16 protein-coding genes are annotated in these 21512 nt (G+C 48.3%); 11 read left to right on the plus strand and 5 right to left on the minus strand.

All coding sequences use genetic code 11. From position 1 onward, the window contains the following. The first annotated feature begins 12 nt into the window (after positions 1-12). From ICL07_RS07230 to ICL07_RS07255, 7 genes are all read left to right on the plus strand, one after another. Complete coding sequence (locus ICL07_RS07230; protein ID WP_188087248.1) at positions 13-1476, plus strand: PKD-like domain-containing protein; 1464 nt, start codon at positions 13-15, stop codon at positions 1474-1476. A 49-nt stretch (positions 1477-1525) separates the two neighbouring features. Beyond that, the gene (locus ICL07_RS07235) at positions 1526-2458 is read left to right on the plus strand and encodes a DUF4465 domain-containing protein (protein ID WP_188087249.1); all 933 of its coding nucleotides are present in this window, start codon (positions 1526-1528) and stop codon (positions 2456-2458) included. A 56-nt stretch (positions 2459-2514) separates the two neighbouring features. After that, the gene (locus ICL07_RS07240; RefSeq protein WP_188087250.1) at positions 2515-4032 is read left to right on the plus strand and encodes a hypothetical protein; all 1518 of its coding nucleotides are present in this window, start codon (positions 2515-2517) and stop codon (positions 4030-4032) included. Positions 4033-4083: 51 nt separating this feature from the next. Further along, on the plus strand, positions 4084-5430 hold the full coding sequence (locus tag ICL07_RS07245) for a DUF5074 domain-containing protein (RefSeq protein ID WP_188087251.1): 1347 nt from the start codon (positions 4084-4086) through the stop codon (positions 5428-5430). A 146-nt stretch (positions 5431-5576) separates the two neighbouring features. After that, entirely contained in the window at positions 5577-6440 is an 864-nt protein-coding gene (locus ICL07_RS07250; protein ID WP_188087252.1) for an NmrA family NAD(P)-binding protein, read from the plus strand. Between the two features lie 6 nt (positions 6441-6446). Then, positions 6447-6680: a hypothetical protein gene (locus ICL07_RS32685; RefSeq protein WP_343070986.1), complete on the plus strand. Its 234-nt coding sequence runs from the start codon at positions 6447-6449 to the stop codon at positions 6678-6680. 7 nt (positions 6681-6687) lie between these two features. Beyond that, positions 6688-7377 carry a helix-turn-helix domain-containing protein gene (locus tag ICL07_RS07255; protein ID WP_343070987.1) on the plus strand — a complete coding sequence of 230 codons (690 nt, stop codon included), beginning with the start codon at positions 6688-6690 and terminating at the stop codon, positions 7375-7377. Between the two features lie 42 nt (positions 7378-7419). Here the strand turns inward: ICL07_RS07255 and ICL07_RS07260 are convergent, their stop codons facing one another. The 5 genes from ICL07_RS07260 to ICL07_RS07280 all read right to left on the minus strand — a co-directional run bounded on the left by ICL07_RS07260 (position 7420) and on the right by ICL07_RS07280 (position 14316). Continuing rightward, positions 7420-8163, minus strand: a complete 744-nt coding sequence (locus ICL07_RS07260; protein ID WP_188087253.1) for a hypothetical protein — start codon at positions 8161-8163, stop codon at positions 7420-7422. An 11-nt stretch (positions 8164-8174) separates the two neighbouring features. Then, a complete protein-coding gene (locus ICL07_RS07265; RefSeq protein ID WP_188087254.1) occupies positions 8175-11540 on the minus strand; it encodes a TonB-dependent receptor domain-containing protein in 3366 nt (1121 codons plus the stop codon). Between the two features lie 188 nt (positions 11541-11728). Then, positions 11729-12739, minus strand: coding sequence for a FecR family protein (locus ICL07_RS07270; protein WP_188087255.1), 1011 nt, complete (start codon positions 12737-12739; stop codon positions 11729-11731). Between the two features lie 155 nt (positions 12740-12894). Then, complete coding sequence (locus ICL07_RS07275) at positions 12895-13494, minus strand: RNA polymerase sigma-70 factor (protein ID WP_188087256.1); 600 nt, start codon at positions 13492-13494, stop codon at positions 12895-12897. 69 nt (positions 13495-13563) lie between these two features. Beyond that, positions 13564-14316, minus strand: coding sequence for a hypothetical protein (locus ICL07_RS07280; protein WP_188087257.1), 753 nt, complete (start codon positions 14314-14316; stop codon positions 13564-13566). Between the two features lie 151 nt (positions 14317-14467). On the opposite strand from ICL07_RS07280, the gene ICL07_RS07285 reads away from it, so the two are divergent. The 4 genes from ICL07_RS07285 (at position 14468) to ICL07_RS07300 (ending at position 21504) form a co-directional block, all read left to right on the plus strand. After that, positions 14468-15049, plus strand: coding sequence for an RNA polymerase sigma-70 factor (locus ICL07_RS07285; RefSeq protein ID WP_188087258.1), 582 nt, complete (start codon positions 14468-14470; stop codon positions 15047-15049). 184 nt (positions 15050-15233) lie between these two features. After that, on the plus strand, positions 15234-16376 hold the full coding sequence (locus ICL07_RS07290) for a FecR family protein (RefSeq protein WP_188087259.1): 1143 nt from the start codon (positions 15234-15236) through the stop codon (positions 16374-16376). A 201-nt stretch (positions 16377-16577) separates the two neighbouring features. Next, positions 16578-19940 carry a TonB-dependent receptor gene (locus ICL07_RS07295; protein ID WP_188087260.1) on the plus strand — a complete coding sequence of 1121 codons (3363 nt, stop codon included), beginning with the start codon at positions 16578-16580 and terminating at the stop codon, positions 19938-19940. Positions 19941-19953: 13 nt separating this feature from the next. After that, on the plus strand, positions 19954-21504 hold the full coding sequence (locus tag ICL07_RS07300) for a RagB/SusD family nutrient uptake outer membrane protein (RefSeq protein WP_188087261.1): 1551 nt from the start codon (positions 19954-19956) through the stop codon (positions 21502-21504). Positions 21505-21512: the final 8 nt, after the last annotated feature.

Raw genomic sequence — 21512 nt, forward strand, 5'->3', positions numbered from 1 at the left:
ACCACCCGATACATGAAAAAAATTTACTTCCTGAAACTAATAGCAGCCGCTCTTTTACTGGCAGCGGCCTGTAAAAAAGAACAATACAATGCGCCGGATATTTCCGGCACCAAAGCAGATACTATCATACTGAACCTCGGCGACAAAATGGTGCTGGCGCCCAATATCACGAACCTGAAAGGCAATGAATATGCCTGGTCGGTGAATGGCAAAGAAACCGCTACGGGCCAGGTAAACTATACATTTGAGGCTACCGCTGCCGGAAATTATGAAGTGACTTTTAAAGCCAATAATAAAGGCGGTTCAGGCGAACAGGTTTTCCGGATATTGGTAGAAAAGCAGATCACCATTGCTATTGATGAACTACCCGCTGTTCCCATGTGCCAGGTAACCGACATCACACCTGTTGTTACAGGCCCCGACCGGTTCGATTACCAATACCTGTGGACAATCGGGGATTCTGTGATTGGCAAAAAAAGAAACCTGAGCTTTATTGCGCCGCAAGCCGGTACTTACGAGCTAACGCTTCGCACTACCGCCGGAAAACAAACCACCACCGCCACCCGTAAAATAACGGTGACGGCTGCACAGTATAACAATAACGCCTATATGGTGTTGGAATACGCGCCTTCTCCTGCTAAAAACCATAACTGGTCTGTCATCGGCTCTGCAGACTCCTGGAAGTACGGCGCGGAATATCCCCTCACCTACAACGATTTTTTAGCCAAAGCCACCGCCCTGCGGAAAGATAGCAAGTATCCGATGCTGGTCATCGGCTCCTGGGGTGGATCTGCTACGTTTAAATTTGATCACACGGTCGCCAATGCACCTGATAAAGCGGAGCTGGAACTGACTGCTATTTGCTCGCAGGCGGATGCTCCTACTGTATATGTCGCCTATGACCGCAACAAAAATGGTAAAGCTGACGCCGATGAATGGTATGAAATTAAAAATGATGATACAGGACTGGGAGTGATACCTAATTATGAAATGACTTTTACCTACTTAAAAACTGATAAAGACGAGAAGAGAATATACACCTCCTTTAGCTGGAAAGACAACCAAACCCAGTCTGCACAGGGCGAAGTATTAACCAATAAAACGTTCAGCAGTTCCATGACCAGCAGCGGCGCGTTCTCCACCAGAGGCTTCTTCCCGGGTTTAAGCATGGTTGATATCGCTTCCAAAAATGTAGCCATACTGGATGGCTGGAAAAATTCCTTTACCCGTAAAGGAAAACGTATTACCAAAAACCTGACAGGTACACCTTCCTTCCAGCAAACGCTGAACATCGACATTGATATGGCCGTCAATGATAAAGGAGAATATGTACAACTGCCGGGAATTGATTTCGTCAAAATTCAGAAGGCCGTATATCCTGTGGAGCTCGTCGATGGACAACGGACAGATGTCAATATGGAAGAAGGCAGGATGTTACATGTTGGCGGCATACTGGATAAAACACTCAAAAATTAAAGAAAGCCGGGCGTTTCCCCATTTAATAATAACCTAAAAATTACGACTTATGAAAAAGTCCCTTAGTAGCAAAACCCTTATAGTCGCCCTCTTCAGCCTGGCTGTCGCCACGTCCTGTTCCAAACAAAACGACCTGGTACCGGTGTCTGCACCACAGGCTGAAACCGTGAATGGTGGCGTAAAATCTACTTTAACCACCACCAGCACGATCACTTTTGAAGGAATAGGCAGCAGCTACATGGCTGGTCCTACTTCTTATGCAGATAACGCCTACGCCGCTTACACCGGCACTAAAATAGCGCCCTATGTACATACGCCCAGCAACCTGAGATTTGCCATCAAAGGCGCTGGTGGCTCCTCTCCTGTTAACTATTGGGATGGCGGATTTATCATTTCCAACTGGAACAATAAATCCAACACACCCGGCAAAACTGGCGATTGGTGGTATTCCTACCTCAACCAGGCCAGCGTTTACGCAGGTACTGATGGCGCCAAAAATGGCGGCTATAATGGCAGCAGCAACTTCGCAGTGTTGTTCGGCTATGTTGACAGCTATAATTCCAGCTACGTTACCCGTCCTGTCATGAACTTCACCAGCGGCAGCGGCGTGATAGACGGCATGTATGTATGCCTTTCTTCCTATACCTATGGCGTTATCATGAACGGTAATGCTTTTGGTTCATCCGGTGTGGCTACCCCACTCAAAGATGTAGCCGGTGGAGCAGGTTACTTTAAATTACTCGCATATGGCTTTAATGGCAGCACGCCCACCAATGGCGGCGCTCCTGTGGAAATCGATCTGGCGAGGTACAGCAACCATCTGCCTGTTGTAGCACCTTTAACCGCATGGACTTATTTCGACCTGTCAGACTTAGGCACTGTTACCCGTGTTGAATTTAACTTCGAAGGCAACGATTCCGGCGCCTACGGATTAAATACGCCCGCCTATGTGTGCATAGACAATGTGCAGGTGACGCAGTAATGGTGTAAACCATTACCGCGCCCGGCTTTCTTATCATTCAACAACAATTTTGCATCATGAATAATCAATTCAAATTTCTCCTTTACTTCTCCTGCGCTTTATTTTTAATCAGCAGCTGTAAAAAAGAGGCGGCAGAAACCCCGGAATCTGCCCCCGCCATCACAGGGGTAGAAGCATCGTATTATGTGGCTGTCAACAACGAACTGCTGCTTAAACCCACCATCGAAAACCGGGTAGACTCCCTGGTATGGACGGTGAATGGTCAACGAGCCGCCAATGCATTACAATATAATTTTAAGGTGAAGGATGCCGGTACCTATAACGTTGTCATCACAGCCTACAACCGGGGCAACATCATCCAGAAAGTGATACAGATTACCGTCGCCCGGTACCTGAGCCAGCAAACCAATACCAATACCATCTTAACGCTGGAAGCATCCGCCAAGTTTGCGGGTAAGAATGACGTAAAATGGGAAATAGTGTCAGCGCCGTCCGAGCTATACAGAATATCTGCCAACGGTGCGCCTACTGCGCTGTTTACTGCCGTTACGAAAGGTAGCTACCAGGTGAAAGTATCCTCCGGTGAGCTGATAGACACACTGCTGGTCAACGTACAACAACCGGAAAAGAGTCAGTCTCCTTTTACGGCTAAAGTGTTTGACTACCTGCCGGCGCCCGGCCAGTTTGTAAACGAACTGCCCAAATACGAAAAAGGCGATACCTATGAAACCATATTGGCCAAAGTAAGCAAAACGATTGTGGGAGAAGAAACCAGTTTCATCACCCTGGGTGGCTGGGGAGGTTATGTGGTATTAGGCTTTGACCATACCATCACCAACGTAGCCGGCAGACGCGATTTCAGAATTGAAGGCAACGCTTTCGGCGCCAACTCCAACCCACGCCCCAACCCTCCTTTTGGCGGTAGCTGTGAGCCAGGCATTATCATGGTGGCCTACGATAAAAACAAAAACGGTAAACCCGATGAGGATGAATGGTATGAAATAAAAGGCAGCGGCAGCACTTCCCCTGAAAATGAGCCCTGGTACACCGCGGCCATTACCGCAAAAGTGGACCTGCGTACACTCCGCAACTACGAAATGACCTATCAGCGTCCTGCCAACGAAACACCAGGTACCCCCGACGGAGTGGCCAGCATCAAAAACTATATCCAGTGGACCAACAACCAGGGCGAACAAGGTTATAAAATCAAAAACACCTTCCACTCACAAAGTTATTATCCGGCATGGGTGAAAGATGATAAGCTCACCTTCAAAGGTATCCGCCTCTCCCAAAACGGTATGGATGAAAGCGGCCAGGGCAGCTATTTCGTGTTGTACGCTTTCAACTACGGATATGCAGATAACTTCCCGAATAATGATGACCGCGCCGGCATCGATATCGACTGGGCGGTAGATAAAAATGGTAACAAAGTAAACCTGCCAGGTATCGATTTCGTAAAAGTATACACCGGCGTAGACCAGGAAAATGGCTGGCTGGGAGAAAACTCCACCGAAGTAGGCCGCGGCCAGGACCTGCATATGTCAGGTATCAACATTGCCACTATTCAACCATAATAAAAACCAGTAACCATAATAGAGAGAAAATTCAATCAGTATTTAGTTTTTATGAAAAAAAGTGTTTTAGTAATGGGGGCGTTGATCGCCGTCACCGCAGTATCCTGTTCCAAAAAAGATTCCAATGAGCCGCAGCCGGTGCCTGATGTTGCTATCGTGAATGTACTTGAGCAAAACAGCGTAGCACAGGAAGACACCCTGGTATTTAAAGTGAAGGCCGCTCCCGGAAGCACCCTGGCATGGGCTGTAGATGGCAAAGACGCTGCAGTGAAAGACACCCTCTTTAAATTTGCGACCACCGATTTAGGGGAGCACACGATTACCGTCACCGCTTCCAAAAATAACCTGCAGGCATCGTCTAAGGCGAATATCACAGTATACGGTAAATACAAATACGGCACCTTTGTACTGAATGAAGGCAATATGACCAGTGATAACGGCAGCCTTACCTTTATCAGTCCAAAAGGCGTGGTGACCGACAGTGCCTATTTTAAAGCAAACGGTACCCACCTGGGCAACGTGACACAGGATTTATACATCTATCGTAACAAAATCTATATCATCTCCCAAAACGGTAAAAAAAATGCGGTAGGAAATGGCTTCAACAATGATGGCTTACTGGTAGTGGCCAATGCGGAAACACTGAAGAAAGAAGGCGCCTATAACGATGAACTGTCTACCCTCAGCTGGCCTACACATGTAGCCGTGCTCAACGAGGAGAATATTATCATCCGGGATAACAACGGCTTATACAGATTTAATCCGCTCACCAAAGCACTCACTTTCATCAAAGGCTCCAGGTCCGCTGCCAAGCTCACCATGGCCGTTTCCAACAACAAAATCTTCGCTGCCGCCGGCAGTAAGGTATATGTGGTGGAAGCTGATAAAGACACGATCTCTTTTGGGCTGGATATGAAAGCCTCCGTGAGCGGTGTAGTAAAAGCCAGCGATGGTAATATCTGGGTATCCACTACCGGCGCGCCTTCCAAAATCTCGAAGATCAATTTCAGGGATTATTCTTTGATCAGAGCTAACGATGTCACCGCAGGCAGTGTGAGCGCTGGTTTCGGAGCTACGCCAGGCATTACCGCCAAAGGCGACACCCTGTATTTCAGCGGCGCCGGCACCAAATTATACCGTCATATTTTCAGCCTGGGTACCACCGAGTTTATGGCTGATGCCAAAACCATGGTGAAGGATGCCAATATCGTATATAACAATATCGCCGTGCATCCTATCACCGGTGAAGTGTATCTGAATACTATCAAAGGTTACGGTCCGGCTTACCTGACTAATAATACCAGTGTGTTTAATATGGCCGACAAAGTTATCTTAAACGCCAACTATCAAGACCATACAAGATTCCCTGCCGGTATCTTCTTTACCTGGTCTTTTTAATTCACCTAACCGGATACACGAATGAACGCCGAACCTGCGCTTGTCGCAGGTTCGGCGTTTTTAGTACATTTTCATACCATTTCAGGAGATCTGAACACTTTCGCCGGAATATTCCGGAAGACCTTTGTATCCTTAAATGATGCCACATGAAAATTGTACTTACCGGCTCGCTCGGCCATATCAGCCAGCCACTCACCACACTACTGGTAAAAGCAGGACACCAGGTCACCCTGATCAGTACCGACCCCCATAAAAAGAGCCGGATACTGGCTTTAGGCGCTCAGCCTGCTATCGGCAGCATCGGGGATCTGCCCTTTCTCCTGCAAACCTTTAACGGCGCCGATGCGGTGTACTGTATGAACCCGCTGGACTTCAGTTCCCGGGACCTGGACGCCTGGGACAATCATATGGATCATTATGTTCAGGCTATCCGGGCAACGGGCATCCGGCGGGTGATCGTACTTTCCGGCTGGGTAGCGCACCTGCTGCAGTCCTATCATCCGGAGAAAAAATTTGAGGCGCTGCCCGGCGTATCTGTTACCTTTGTCAGACCAGGCCCGTTTTACAGTAATTTTTACCATCTGAAAGAGATGATCCGTCACCAGGGCAACATTGTATCCAACTATGGCGGAGCAGACAGGATCGCCTTTGTTGCGCCGGAAGACATTGCAGCCGCTATTGCGGCGGAGATAGAAGCTCCGGCAGTTACAGGTTTTAAACCGCTTTATGTGGTCAGCGACGAGCTCACCTGCAACGAGGCGGCGCAAATTATAGGCGAAGCCATAGGTATGCCCCATCTCCAATGGCTCACCGTTCCCGGTGAACAGGTAAAACAAGGACTGGAAGCCAGCGGCGTATCGCCGGAAGTAGCAGCGTTACTGGTAGAAATGCAGGAAATAATGCATAACGGGAAAGCACAACAGGATTATCACCTGCATCAACCCGTTCGGGGAAAACAAAAATTGTCTGATTTTGCCAGGGAATACGCCACCTGGTACCATCAAAACTAGTATACTATGGCCGGAAACCTTCCTCTGAAAATAAAAAGTATCCAGGAGCTGTTACAGCTGCGGGGCTTGCCGGATACCAAACATCCGCTGATCAGCCTAATCGATATCACTGCGCTACCGGAACGTCCTAAGCCGGTTGATATGTCCCTGACCACCGATTTCTATTTTATAGGCATGAGCCGGTCCACCGAAGCCTGCCTGAAAATGAAATACGGACAACAGGAATACGATTTTCGATAAAGGGGTGATGAAATTCATCGCACCAGGGCGGATATTTAGTTTTAATACCGATGAAGTGGAAGACATTACATTGTCCGGATGGTTGCTCATGCTCCATCCGGATTTCCTCTGGAACCACCCGCTGGCACAGAAAATGCGGCAGTATGAATTCTTTGACTACTCCATGAATGAAGCGCTGTTTCTTTCTGATGAAGAAGAACAAACCATGACCGGCCTGTTTAAAACCATCGCGCAGGAATACAGTGCCCATATCGATGCTTTCAGCCAGGGTATTATCATCTCCCTGATAGAAGCCATGCTGGGGTATTCTGCCCGTTTTTACCAGCGGCAGTTTATTACCCGCAAAATTACGCATCATGATATTGTCCGCAAGCTGGATGCACTGCTGGAAAAAGCATTCACACAAGACGCACTGGAAGAAAACGGTATACCAACGGTAAAGGATATATCCCGGCAACTGAACATCTCCCCTAATTATCTGAGCGGCATGCTCAAAACACTTACGGGAAATAGCACCCAACAACATATCCAGGAGAGAATTATAGAAAAGGCGAAGGAGAGACTAATATTGACAGATTTGTCCGTCAATGAAATTGCTTTTGAATTGGGGTTTGAATATCCGCAGTCTTTCTCCAAGCTGTTTAAAACATGGACGAATATGTCACCTCTGGCTTTCAGAAAGGCAGGCAGATTTTAAAAAAGAGAGCCATCCCGCAGGATGGCCCTTCGCGTATGTATGTTAGAAGTATTGCGTCAGCTCTATGCCTTCCACACCGTAGAATGTTCCCGCTGCATCTGTATATTCCCGTGCCAGCATCACATATCCTTTATCTGCTTTGGGGGAGTTCAGGGTGAAGTTGGAGGAAATATTAGTACCGGCATATCCTTCTGAAGGCTTGGCGGCGTTCAACAAACGGAAACCGATATACGAATAAACAGCAGGCACATTCAGATCGATAAAAACGGTGCCATCTTCTTTCAGCGGAAATGTTTTTTTGATGGTAGGCTGCCCTCTTTTGGTTAACGTAATTTCTGCGAGGATGTCTTTTGCCGCCACTTTGCTATACTTTCTGTCGGGAAAGGTTAACAAAACACCTACGTTACCAGGCGTGATGGCCGGCAGCGGAGGCAACTTATCAATGATAGCCGTACCGTCATAGAAAAACTTAACAAAGTTCTTCATCTCCGTTCCATCGATCTTTTTTTCCAGCAAGCGTTCATTCTTTCCATTAAAAACAGCGAACGTAGTAGCGCCATTGGAAACCAGGTCAGCACTGACGTTTCCGGTGAAATAAAGACCCGGCGCCTCTTCGTTCGGTTTCACTATCCGGTCTCCGAGTTTGAACTGGAGCGAATCGGCTGCGATCAATCCTCTAACGCTGATATCGATGATCCGGTTCTCCGGATAAAATTCTTCCTGTGATTTGGTGCAGGAAAAAAAGAAGAGTCCTGCTATTAATACCGCCAGTGGGGATTTCTTCATAAAATGTCTTTTTAGAATTTATAATTCAAATTCAGGGTAAACCGCCGTCCGGTATGTGCTTTATAGGTCACCTGATCACCTTTGTCGTAGTTATCAGACTTACCCGGTTTCAACACAATATGTTTGGTGTAGAAAGATGGGTTGCCCAACCGTGGGTCCATCTGGTTATTTACATTTTTCACTTCCGCATCATATTCGTAGCTGGCGTCGTTGTTATAATACAGGATGCTTTCGTTGAACAGGTTGGAGATATTCAGCACTACCTCCAGGTTTTTATTGCGGAGACATTTATAGCTCAGCTGCAGGTCTGCTTTACCATAAGGCGCCTGCATCTCCGCATAACGAAGCATAGAACCAACGAGGGTATATTTTCTGCCTGTTTTGTTATACAGCACATTAGCGCCTAAACGGCCGCCGGTGTAAGACAGGCCTACGTTATAGCTGTAGGGTGATTGTCCGTATAAAGGACGGTTATCGCGGTATACTACTTCTTTGGTGATGGGAGATCCGTTCGCGTCTTTTTCCAGCGGGTTACCCTCCTCATCAATGGAAGTATAACCATAGGTGTCCACCTTACTGTTGTTTAAAGAGAAGTTACCGGTAAAACGAAGGTTACGGAGTGTTTCATGAATAAAACCGAAGTTCTTCTGCACATCTATTTCCAGCCCGTATACCTGCGCCCTTTTTGAATTTCTTAAAGTGAATTCGCTTTTATTGGTAGCGGAAAAGAAGTTATACATTTCGATAGGATCGGCCATATCGCGGTAATACACACCACCAGAGAGTACGTCACCCGGCTCAGGGTACCATTCTGCTTTAAAGTCATAACCATCGGTAATAGAGGATTTGACCGGTGTATTCCATATATAGGCGGAATACGCAGGATCGTAATAAGAGAAACGGTTCCTCTCTGCAAATTGTGGTCTGGAAACGGTTTTGGCATAAGCCAGGCGGAAGTTGAAATCACGCCATGGGCTATACGTAAAGTTAGCGGAAGGCAAATACCGCCACTTTTTATCTTCCGGCAGCGGTTTGTCCTCATTTCCATAACGTCCGTCATTCGGGTTTTGCAGCTCCTCATATTTATAGTATTCGGCACGTACGCCCCATACCAGCCTGAATTTACCGGCACGGTTGTCAAACATGGCAAAAGGTGCGTGCTGGAATACCTTTCCTTCATACTTTGAGTTACCGGCGTAAGTAGGTACCCAGGCCAGCCCTTTCTCACGGAAATTTTCGGGGTTCTGTAGCCGGGCAGCGGAGTTGTACAGGAACTCCCTGGGCAGGTTATTAGACAGGTTATACAACCCGGCTTCAAAATAATCCTGTGCCCCGTTTCTGTCGGCGCCAAAATAACCGAGTTTGAAAATTTGTTTTTCGCTGCGGATGTTAAAAGGGAAAGCGGCGGCCACGCTCCAGTTCAGGTCTTTACCCTTGTAGCTGTATGTACCACGGCTGAAAGGGAAACGGTTGGCAGAGTTAATGGTATTGGTAACCGGGAAGTTCACCACTTCACCGTTTACCATGGCGTTGGAATAACTCAGGTAAGTCACATCTTTCTGATTACGGCTGATGGAGGTATGGGCAAGGCTCCAGTCCAGATCAGCGATACGCAGGTGGTGACGGCCTTCCAGTTTGTGTTGTACAAAATCAGTGAACAAAGGTCTGTTTACTTCTTCAATAGCGGGAATATCTGTTTTGTAGTTGACCTGGTCTCTATTCCAGCCTACTACCCGGGTAAAGTCCTGGTTGAAGATATGGGAATAGATATTACGGAAGGCCAGTTTACTTTTAGGTGTCTGGAAACCTACGTTCAGCAAGGCGCCCCAGGTAGTATTAAAATTGTAGGTATTACCGGTATTCAGGTATGATGCATTAGGATGATCGTCTGCCAGGTTCAGTCCCAGCGCGTTTTGCCAGCCACCCCGGGAAATAAAGTCAATTTGTTCCCTTTCCTGTGAATTTCTGAAAGATACCGCCGCCACAGCTCCCAGCCTGTTCCTTTTTTCTTTACCGAGAGAGATGACCTTACCACCGGCCAGTTTAAGATGGAGGCCTAAAGGCGTGTTGCTGGAGTAGGTAGTAAAATTATCGTTCACGAATAAACGTGATTGTTCATAGAGTGCAGGGTTCTTCAACGGATCTTTATAAACATCGGTCTTCAGACCGTCCAGCGTTTTCACCTGCTCGCGGCCCGGCAGGTTTCGGCGGCCATCGTCAAAGCCCAGGAAGTCGTGTTTACCGGCTTTACGGCCCAATTGTTCCCGGAAGGTGCTGAGATCATTATAGGAAGTCCCCAGCGACACGGTGAGGAAGTTCTGATCAGGAATATCTTTGGTATTGACCTGTACATAACCACCGGTGAAGTTGGCATTCATATCCGGCGTAGGCGTTTTGCTCACCACGATATTATCGATGAGACTGGCCGGTATCAGATCGAATGAAAACGCTTTGCGGAGCGGTTCCGTGCTGGGTTGTGTAACACCGTCGATGGCGGTTTCATTCCAGCGTTCGCCCATACCACGTACGACTACATATTTTTTTTCGATGGTGGTTAAGCCGGTCACCCGAGCCAGTGCGTCGGCAGCGTTGTTATCCGGGCTGCGGGCTATTTGTTCAGCGGCGATACCATCAGACAAGGCAGCGGCGTTTTTCTGCTTCAGCAGCAGTCCGGAAACACTGGCTTTTTTGTACCCGGAAGTCACCACTACCTGGTCTAATGTATTGGTTTTGGCTTTCATTGCCACGGTGAGCGGTGTGTTGCCGTTATCTTTTACTACCACGTCTGTCACGCGTTGCGACTGGAAAGAGATATAGCTGATTTCCACCGTATAGGTACCAGGCGCCAGGGTGAAGGCATAACTACCGTCGGTGGTGGACTGGGTAACCCGGTTGTCGCCAGCGATGCGGATAGAAGCGCCGATCAGCGGTTCTCCTTTGTCGCTCACGATTTTACCGGTGATACGTCCGGGACGCACCGCCTGCTCCTGCTGCCGTGCAGGGGTACTGCCGGCAGGTTTTTCATCAATCATTATATGATCATTGCGTTGGGTAAAACGCAGGTTGGTGTTTTTCAGTACCTGTTCCAGGGCGCTTTTCACGGTGATATTGCCGGCACGCAGGGATACTTTAACCGAGCTGTATTTGTTGATATCATCCCCATAAACAAATTTAAAAGGGCTCTGTTGCTGTATTTCTCCCAGTGCTTCTTTTATAGTGCGGTTGGACAATTGCAGGCTGATCTTCTGGCCCTCCAGCTGCTGGCTGATAGCGGGCAGTGGCATCATCAGGGCGATGGCTGTCATGAAAAGCAACAGGTACTTTCCCGTTCGAAGCATCATGGTCAATAATCCTGATGAGGAAGTATTTTTTTGCATATTATTGTAACTGTTTTACTGATTGAATTTTTTGATTGGTAAATCCCCGGGAACTTCCCGGTGCTTGCGGTAAAGCCATTCGGACCGTCAAATCGTAGGGCTTTTTGCGAAAGGTGTCCTGCCGCCGGCGGGACACTTTTTTTTAATCGTGTCAGGTAGCGTTTCTATCCATAGTGATGTTTTAGGATTTATTGAATGGTGCATATTTTTCCATCTGCCGAAAGGCGGTAGCTGAACTTCCCCACAAAACCCAACATATCCAGTACTTCCATCAGAGAGGAAGCAGCGGAGAAAGTACCGCTAACCATATGTTTCGCGGCGTTGGTATTGGCGAAGCGGAACGTAACTCCATAGCGGCGTTCCAGGATGGTAGCCACCTCTCCCATGGTCATATCTGCCAGCATCAGGTCACCCGCCATCCATTGTTCCATATGGCTGATATCTGCCATCCCGGGCACCGCCTCGCCGGTGGCAGGATGGTAGGTGATTTTACGGCCGGCTGTTAACTGCGCCAGCTCCGTTACTTTTTCCTGCTGTACCATGCTGACGCTCACTTTACCGGTAGCCACGATCACTTCCTGTTCTTTTCCATCGTAAGCGGTTATACGAAAAGAGGTGCCCAGCACGCGGGTAAGCATGGTACCAGTCAGTATCGTGAAAGGATGCGCTTTATCCTGCTTTACATCAAAAAATGCTTCACCCTGTAATTCAATACTGCGGCCTGTTTGGGGATAGGTATCGGGATATTTAAGACGACTGCCTGCTGCCAGGTATACGACGGTGCTGTCGGGCAGTACATGCCGGGCCGGCACACCATTTGGGTTGGTCATCTCCACATAATGTATATCTGTACGGCCTTTCCCGGATTTCCATAAGGCCAGGCCGGACAAAATCATCAGTCCACCCCATATAGCAGCATAGCGCAGTGATTTACGCCAGTCGATAGTCCGGGATCGCTTGCCCTCGTGCACGGCTATACGTTGTTGCATTTCCTGTTGCCTCCGGCGTAACAGCTCCTGCATCTCCTCATTTTCTTCCGGTGGATAGTCCCAGGCCATCATTTCCCTGCGACGCATCAACTCATCCAGTATAGCCCTGCCTTCCGGGGTTTCCAGCAATATAGCCACCTGGCGGCGCTCTTCTTCGGAGCAACGGCCGTCCAGGAATTGTTGTAATAAATAGTGATCTGCTTTTCCCATGGTTGGAGGTTTACACACACCTCTGTTAAGAAAGACGCTATTGGGAATCGGGTACCACCTATGCGGATATATTTTTTTTGAAAAAAAAATCACGGTGGCAGTACCACCGTGAAGCGTGTTGAAAAAATGGAAAATGTCCCGGAGAATCCGGTTTATTATAGCAAGGAAGGAAAATCGCTGAGTAGTAAAAGCGGGATAATAGCGGAGGGTACGTTTTCTTTCAATCTTTTCCGCAGACTACTTAAAGCAGCCACCATATAGTTTTCCACGGTGTTTACCGAAAGGTTCATCCGCCGGGCAATTTCGGGATAGGTCAGGTCCTCTTCCCGGCTCAGGGTGAATACCTGGCGACGCTGCGGACTCAGCTCATTGAGGACGGCCCGGTAAGAATACTCCACTTCGGCAGACAACAACCGGTAGTCCGAAGGACGGTCCAGCTGCTGCTCCTCTGCCAGTTCCTCCAGATCGGCCATCACCGGGATATGACGGCGCATATCACTAATGATACGGTTGCGGATAGACCGGAAAAGATAACTGGAAAAGTTACTGATGATACGGATCTCATGCCGTTTTACCCAAAGGTGGAACAGCTGGTCCATGCACAACTCCTCCGCTCTCATGGTATCCGGCACATAACGGCATGCCAGGCGGAACATACGGGGGTAATACCTGCTGAACAATTCATTGTATGCCTGCATATCGTCATTCTGACAATACTGCCACAAATCCCCATCAGTAGCTTTTTTATGATCCATCGGAAATATGAATTACCGATGCAAATTTGCCTGTTTCAATATTACCTGCGTATTAAGTTTTTGTAACCACTACCAATCCTGACAGGTTTCATCGGCGCAGTTATCCCAATAATCGGCCGTGGAGACCTCTATCTTATCGTAGTTTTTCATCAGTAACGCTACCTTTCTGCGCTTATAATAGAGGATCATTTTCGAATGGTTGGGCATCCGTGAAAAATTATTTTCTTGTAGTTCTACCAGGAAAGCCGGGGCCGTAAATTTAAAGTTATCCGTTTCCGTTAGTACAAAATAGTCGTAAGGATATTCTTCTTCATACAAAGGTGTACCATCCCGCCAAACATCCACAAACGATTTATCATTGGCACTATGATAGGTACCTGCAACATCTAATATGGCAGAATAGTGGGTATCCTTATCAGCGCCTTCTTCAGCCAACCAATTGGTATCGCTGAAGATCATGATTTTATCAAAAGCGTAGGTACATAACCGTTCTCTGATTTCGTATGTTTCTTTCCCATCTTTAAACCGGGTCAGCTCTATTGTATCAAGTCCGCCTTCGTTGCATTTCCGTGTCACTACTTCTACCTCACTGTTATCCGTGATGTATTCAGAAGCGTCCTCATACCAGGTCTTACCGCATCCGTATTGTATATCCAGGCATTTCAGGTTTTGCCGGTACTTTTTTAACACCCGGACCCAATAAGAGCCAAATTCTCCATGGTAGTTGACCAGGTGCCTGAACAGGTTTTCCTGTTCTCCTTCACTCAGATGGGTATTATTCGTTTTTCTGATGCGCAGGTAAGCGGTGACAATGTTTGACATAGGATAGGAATAAAAGGGTCAATATAAATAATTTCATCCAGTCCCGGTTTCATATACATTAAATTACTAATGCTACGATTGTATTATCTTTTCAAGATCCCTTATAATTCCTCAGATTATTTTTATAACGTTGTGTACCATTCCCGATCACATGAAACGGTACGAGCAACAACCGGATGCAGCCTTAATGGCGTCCCTGCGCGAGGGCGATGGCCATGCATTCACGGAACTCTACCAACGTTACTGGAAACAACTGCTGGGCATTGCCTATGCCCATTGCAGGGAAAAGGTAACCGCCGAAGAGATGGTCCAGGAAGTGTTTATGAGCCTCTGGAACAGGCGGCACGAACTGTATATCGATAACGTGAACGCCTACCTGGCTACGGCCGTCAGACTCGCCGTCTTTAAACAATATGCCCGTCAGAAAAGAAGGCACCAGCTGGCGGAGCAAACCGCCGACCCGCTTATCGATAGCTGGGATGAAGAAAAAATATATACCCGCTTCCTGCAGCAACAAATTAACGGTATCGTAGAAACATTACCGGATAAATGCCGCCTGGTATTTAAATTAAGCAGAGAGGAAGGTCTCAGTATACCCGAAGTAGCCCGAAGAATGGGCATCGCGGAGAAAACCGCCGAAGCACATCTGACCAAAGCCCTGAAAGTGCTGAAGGTAAAACTGAACCGGCCTCATATCGGGCTACTCCTGCTCCTGAAATTATTGCTCCCCTGATTTTTTTTGAAACCCACTAAGGGTAGATGCCTGCCTTATGGTACATATTCCTGTGACCATCATTTTCCCGTTATGAAGATAATTAAACCGCATCCGCAAATTACTGCTATAAAAAATTATTGTATCCACTAAGGGTAAATACAAATTGTATGGTACATACCTGAAGAACAATAAAACAAACGCCTTGAACGACCATATACATCGCCTGATCGAAAAATACCTGGATGGCTCTATTACGCCCTCAGAAGAAGAAGCCCTCATGGCCTGGTACCAGGATCATCCTCCTTCAACAGTGGAATGGATCTCGGACAATACCGATGAGGAAGAGCAGGTACGCCTCCGTATGCTCACGCAACTAAACCGGCAAATTAACGCACCGCAGCCCCGCAAAAGGGCCTGGTATTATATTCCGGCAGCAGCGGCGTTATTGCTCATGTTCTGCCTGGCTGGCTATTTCTATTTTTCACGCATGCACGAAAATACGCCACCTGTTGTCGCGCAGCAGATCGTACCAGGTAGTAACAAAGCCATCCTCACGCTGGCCAATGGCGATCAGGTGATACTGGAAGAAGCGCAAAACGGCATCATCTCCCAACAGGGCAATACGGCTGTCAACAAAACAGACAGCGGACATCTCGCCTACAATACCCTCAGCGGCAGCAACACTTCGCCCATCGCTTATAACACCCTGCAAACACCTTATGGCGGCCAATATCAGATCACCTTACAAGACGGCACCAAAGTATGGCTCAATGCCGGTTCATCCCTTCGTTACCCCACTTCCTTCTCCGGTAATGAAAGAACAGTCATACTCAACGGGGAAGCCTATTTTGAAGTAGCAAAAGACAAAGCCCGTCCCTTCCTGGTTTCCGTCAACGCCGGTGCAGAAACACCCATGACAGTCCAGGTACTCGGCACCCACTTCAACATACACGCCTATGCCGATGAACAACGTAACATCGTCACCCTGCTGGAAGGCGCCGTCAAAGTGGGTTACGGCGAAAACAACCGTGTACTCGCCCCCGGTAAGGAGGCCATCCTGAACAAAACATCCGGCAAACTACAGCTGCAGGAAGGAGATACAGAAGCCGCCGTAGCCTGGAAAAATGGCTACTTCCTGTTTAATAATGAAAACGTAGCCGATATCATGAAACAGATCAGCCGCTGGTACGACGTGGAAATAAGCTACCAGGGCGATGTTTCCCGGAAAGCTATCGGTGGTAGTTTATCCCGCTCCAAAAATGTTACGGAAGTATTAAATATGCTGGAATTAACCGGAACTGTTCACTTTAAAATTGAAGGAAGGAGGATCACCGTTATGCCATAAAAACAACGACAGGAACGTATAAAAAACCGGGAGTGTTCCCGCACCCCCGGCCAGTTTGAGCGACTCCTGCAAAAACCAGGTTTCAACACTAGTATAGTCACAGTTATTCTTAAACCCAAACATCCAAATGTAATGAAATTTTACATACCGGTCGTGTGCCCGGAAGAAGCCGGCCGCACGTACAAAAAAATCCTGTTGATAATGAAACTGACCTTAGTTTTAATGATCGCAGCGTTAATGGAAGTCAGCGCCACCAGCTACGCCCAGAAGGTAACGTTATCAGCCAGAGAAATTTCTCTCCAGGAGGTATTCCGCCAGATCCGCAGACAAACTGCCTATAATGTGCTGTGGAATGTGGACATTTTAAAAGATGCCAAACCGGTAGCCATACAGGCCTCCAATGCCTCTGTGGAAGAGGTGTTACAGCAATGTTTCGCGCATCAGCCCTATACTTATACCATCCGCCAGAACACCATTGTGGTGACAAGGAAACCCACTCCTGCTATGGCTGCTATCACCATCAAAGGAAGGGTAACAGATATCAGCAATCACCCGCTACCGGGAGTGGCTATACGCTTAAAGGGTTCCCAAACCGGCACCGCCACGCAAAGCGACGGCGCTTATTCCCTTACCGTACCCGATGCCGGTGGCATACTGGAATTCCGATACCTGGGATACATCACCAAAGAAGTACCCATCAACGGTCAAACGATCATCAACGTACAACTGGAACAAACATCTTCCCAGCTCAATGAAGTGGTGGTAGCCTATGGTAAACAAAGCACCCGCAATGTGATAGGCTCCGTCGCTACCCTGTCCTCCGCCGATATCAAAGATCAACCCACAGGCACCTTCGCAGAAAGATTGCAAGGCAAGCTGCCAGGTGCACAGGTAGCACAAACTACCGGCCGCCCCGGACAAGGTATGGACCTGCGTATCCGCGGCGCCGCTTCTTTCACGTCCAATGTACGGCCCCTGGTAGTGGTAGACGGACAACCCATGCTGGGCGACCCTGACAATATCAACAACATCAATCCGGATGAGATAGAAACCTTTACCATTCTGAAAGATGCGGCTGCTACTGCCCTGTACGGCTCAAGAGCGGCCAACGGCGTAGTGATGATCACTACCAAACGCGGTAAAGCGGGCCTTACGCAAATCAATTTTAATTCCTACTACGGCTCCGCCTCTCTGATGAGGGAGCTGATACCGCCTGTCATGAATGCCCGGCAACTGGCCACTTACATGAAAGGATTTTATGAAGACAAAATTAAATACGAGGGGTATACCGGTGGTATTCCTGCCGTATATCAAAACCCGGATGATTACGGCGAAGGAACCGACTGGTTTGGTGTACTCACGAGAAACGCGCCCGTGCAGAACTACAGCCTGTCTGTCAGTGCAGGTAACGAAAAAGCAGCGGTCAGTGTTGTTGGCGGATATTTTAACCAGCAGGGCATCCTGCTTAACACCGGTTACAAACGTTACTCCCTGCGCGTAAACGCTGACTTCAATCCGGGCAAACGGGTAAAAATAGGCGTTGGCGTAGCGCCTTCCTTCCAGCTGGAACATAACAACCGTCAGGGCGCCGGTTTTAACGTAGATGGTCAGCGAGCCATCTTCGCCTCCGCTTCTATGATGCCCACCATGGGCTCTCCCTACAACCCCGACGGAACGCTCGCGCTGGGCATTTCAGGATTCACCAATCAGTTTGTATGGGCCAATCCATTAAGACAGTTGCTCGAAGTAAAAGATGACGCTAACCGCCTCCGCCTGCTGGCCAATATCTTCACGGAAGTAAAACTCACAGATCAGCTTACCTTCCGCACCTCCGGCAGTACCGATCTTAGCAATATGACCCGCAACCGGTTCATCCCTTCTACTTCCATCGGCGGTTTCAACGCCATGCCTATAGAGAATCCGCCGCCAGGGAATAACACCGCCCTGGGTGAATCCACTATCAACAACGACTATACGTGGCTGAATGAAAATACCCTGAACTATCAGCAGCAACTGGGCAAAGATCATTCTTTGGCATTGCTGGGCGGTTTCACGCTGCAACGTTCCACCAGCTTCTTCAGCGATATGGTAGGCCGCGATTTCCCGGACAACAGCGTTAGTTCTTTAAGCGCTGCTACCCGTTTTACGACGAATAAAACGGAGTTCAAAGCCTGGACGCTCATGTCTTTCCTGGGCCGTTTAAACTATAGCTTTAAAGACCGCTACCTGTTACAGGCTTCCATCAGAAGAGACGGCTCTTCCCGTTTCGGCGACCAGAACAAATGGGGAACCTTCCCTTCCGTAGGCGTCGTTTGGATAGCCAGTGACGAACCCTTTCTCAAGCACCTGACAAACCTGAGTATGCTGAAAGTCAAGGCCTCCTATGGTTTAACCGGCATGGCAGAAATAGACAACTACACCACCCAGGCAGGCATCGATAATTCCAATTACGTTTTCTCCACCGGTATGGCTCCCGGAAAAGTGCAAAACAGTCTCGGTAACCAGCGGCTGGCCTGGGAACGCAACCGGCAATTGGATATCGGATTCGATATTGGCCTGTTCGGTAACCGCATCAATTTCTCCTACGATTATTATGATAAGATGACAACCGGACTGCTGTTTACCGTACCGGTACCACAATCATCCGGCTTCTCCACCGTAAAGGACAACCTTGGCGATATTGCCCAATGGGGACACGAGTTTACGCTCAGCACCAAAAACATGGTCGGCAAATTCAAATGGAACACGGATTTCAACATCTCTTTTAACCGCAACCTGGTTAAACGTATCGGCTTAAACAATATTTCCTTTGCAGATAAACCAACGACTACCCTTTCTGAATTTACCGATTACCGTACCCTCGTTGGCAAACCGGTAGGACAGTTCTATGGTTATATCTTCGATGGCATTTTCAAAAATCAGGCTGAAGCAGATGCCGGTCCTAAATACTATGGCACCGGTACCACCACCCTCTCACAAGCCGGTACCGTACGTTTCAAAGATTTAAACGGCGATGGGAAAATTACCTTCCCCGATGACCAGACCGTGATCGGTGATCCCAATCCGACTTTTATCTTCGGTTTCACCAATAGCTTCCAGTACCAAAACTTTGATATGAGCATCGCCATGTCCGGCACTTATGGCAACAAGCTGAAAAATGGTATGCAGGAAAGTACCTACAACCTGGACGGCGTGTTTAACGGTCCGCCTGAACTGCTGGACCGCTGGCGTTCTCCGGAGAATCCGGGCAACGGCCGCGTGGCACGTACGCTGGCGAATACTACCGCAGCCTACCGCACCGATAACACCCTGTTTATACACGACGCTTCTCACCTCACCATCAACAATATAACGCTGGGGTATACACTGAGAAAGTTCAGGACTCCTTATATCAGAAACCTGAGAGTATATGCCTCCGCGCAAAACGTATACATCTTCACCAGCTACCCCGGTAATCCGGAAGTGAGCGCCGGTGGACTGGCATTTGTAACACAGCAGGGACAAGATCTGGGCGCATATCCGCTGCAAAGAACCTTCACATTTGGTTTGAACCTTGGCCTTTAAAAATCCGCACCACATGAAAAAGATTTCCTGTTTTATATTCGTGATATTAAGCCTGACGTCCTGCAAAAAATTCCTGAACGAAACTGATCCCAATAACATTACATTGGGCGCCTACTTCAAAACGCAGAATGATTTTGACCTGGCTGTCAACGGCGCTTATGCGCAGCTTCGTGGTCTTTATAACAGCAAAAGCGCCTGGACCATGGGAGAAATGCGTTCAGACAATACCCACTATGATTATAAATCATCCGATCAGGCCGTGGCTACTATCAACCGCTACAACGTAGCCGATTTCCTGGATGATAAATACAACAACCAGACACCCGCTAAATGGAATGCCGCTTTCGGCGCCATATCAGCGGTGAATGTGATCATTGATCATATCGATGATATTAAACTGCCGGATGCCAATCGTAATCTTATCCTTGGTCAGGTAAAATTTATCCGCGCCCTCTCCTATTTCGACCTGGTACGTTTTTATGGCGGCGTGCCCATTTATAAACACGCTCCGCTGAACCGCGAGGAAACCTACATTCCCCGTGCCTCTGTACAGGAAGTGTACGACCTGATCATTGCCGATGCCACCGATGCTGCCGCCAAACTGGATGCACCGGCATTTCCGCAAACCGGTCGCGCCACCAAAGGCGCAGCCTTAACCCTGCTGGGCGATGTATACCTTCACCTGAAAAAATATGACCTTGCAGAGCAAGCCTTGAAACAGGTCACCGCTATGGGTTACAGCCTCTTCCCCAACTACGGCGACGCTTTTGCGCTGGGCAATAAAAACGGGCGTGAATCGGTTTTCGAAATTCAGTTCAACACCGGACTGGCGGTTCCCCAGGCCAATACCGCGGCATCTGTATACAATTTCCTGCCACGGATGGCTAATACAACAGTAGTGACCGGTGTTAATTTCAACAGCATCACCGACGTAGGCGGTTTTAATACGCCCACACAGGACCTGATCAGCGCTTACGAAACCGGCGATCTGCGTCTTGATGCTTCCGTTGGTATCGCCGAAGGTACTTTTAACGCCACCGACGACTTTACGGCTACCGCGGTAAAATCGTCCGTGAACTACACCGCGCCGGCTGGTAAGGTAGGACGGCCATTTCCCCGTAAGTTTCTCCATACTCACGCCATCGGTAACCAAACCAACGACGACTGGCCGGTGTACCGTTACGCCGAAGTATTGCTGCTGCTGGCCGAAAGCCTGAACCAGCAAGGTAAATCAGGCGATGCGCTGACTTACCTGAACAATGTCCGGGAGCGTGCCTTTGGTAATGCCAGCCACAATATCACGACAGCAGACCAGGCAACCTTGCAGACACTTATCCTGAAAGAAAGAAGAGTAGAACTGGCTTTCGAAAACAAGCGCTGGCTCGACCTGGTACGGACCGGCAACGCCATCAAAGTAATGACCGACTTCGGTATCAAACAAAAGGCATTGTATCCATACCTGCAATCCGGTAGTTACAATGTAACTCAAAACAGGCTGCTGTTCCCGATACCCAACGCCGAAATGTTATTAAATGACAAGCTGACACAAAATCCTGAATACTAACTAAAAAG

The organism is Chitinophaga qingshengii (genome assembly GCF_014529935.1).
Taxonomy (GTDB): Bacteria; Bacteroidota; Bacteroidia; order Chitinophagales; family Chitinophagaceae; genus Chitinophaga; species Chitinophaga qingshengii.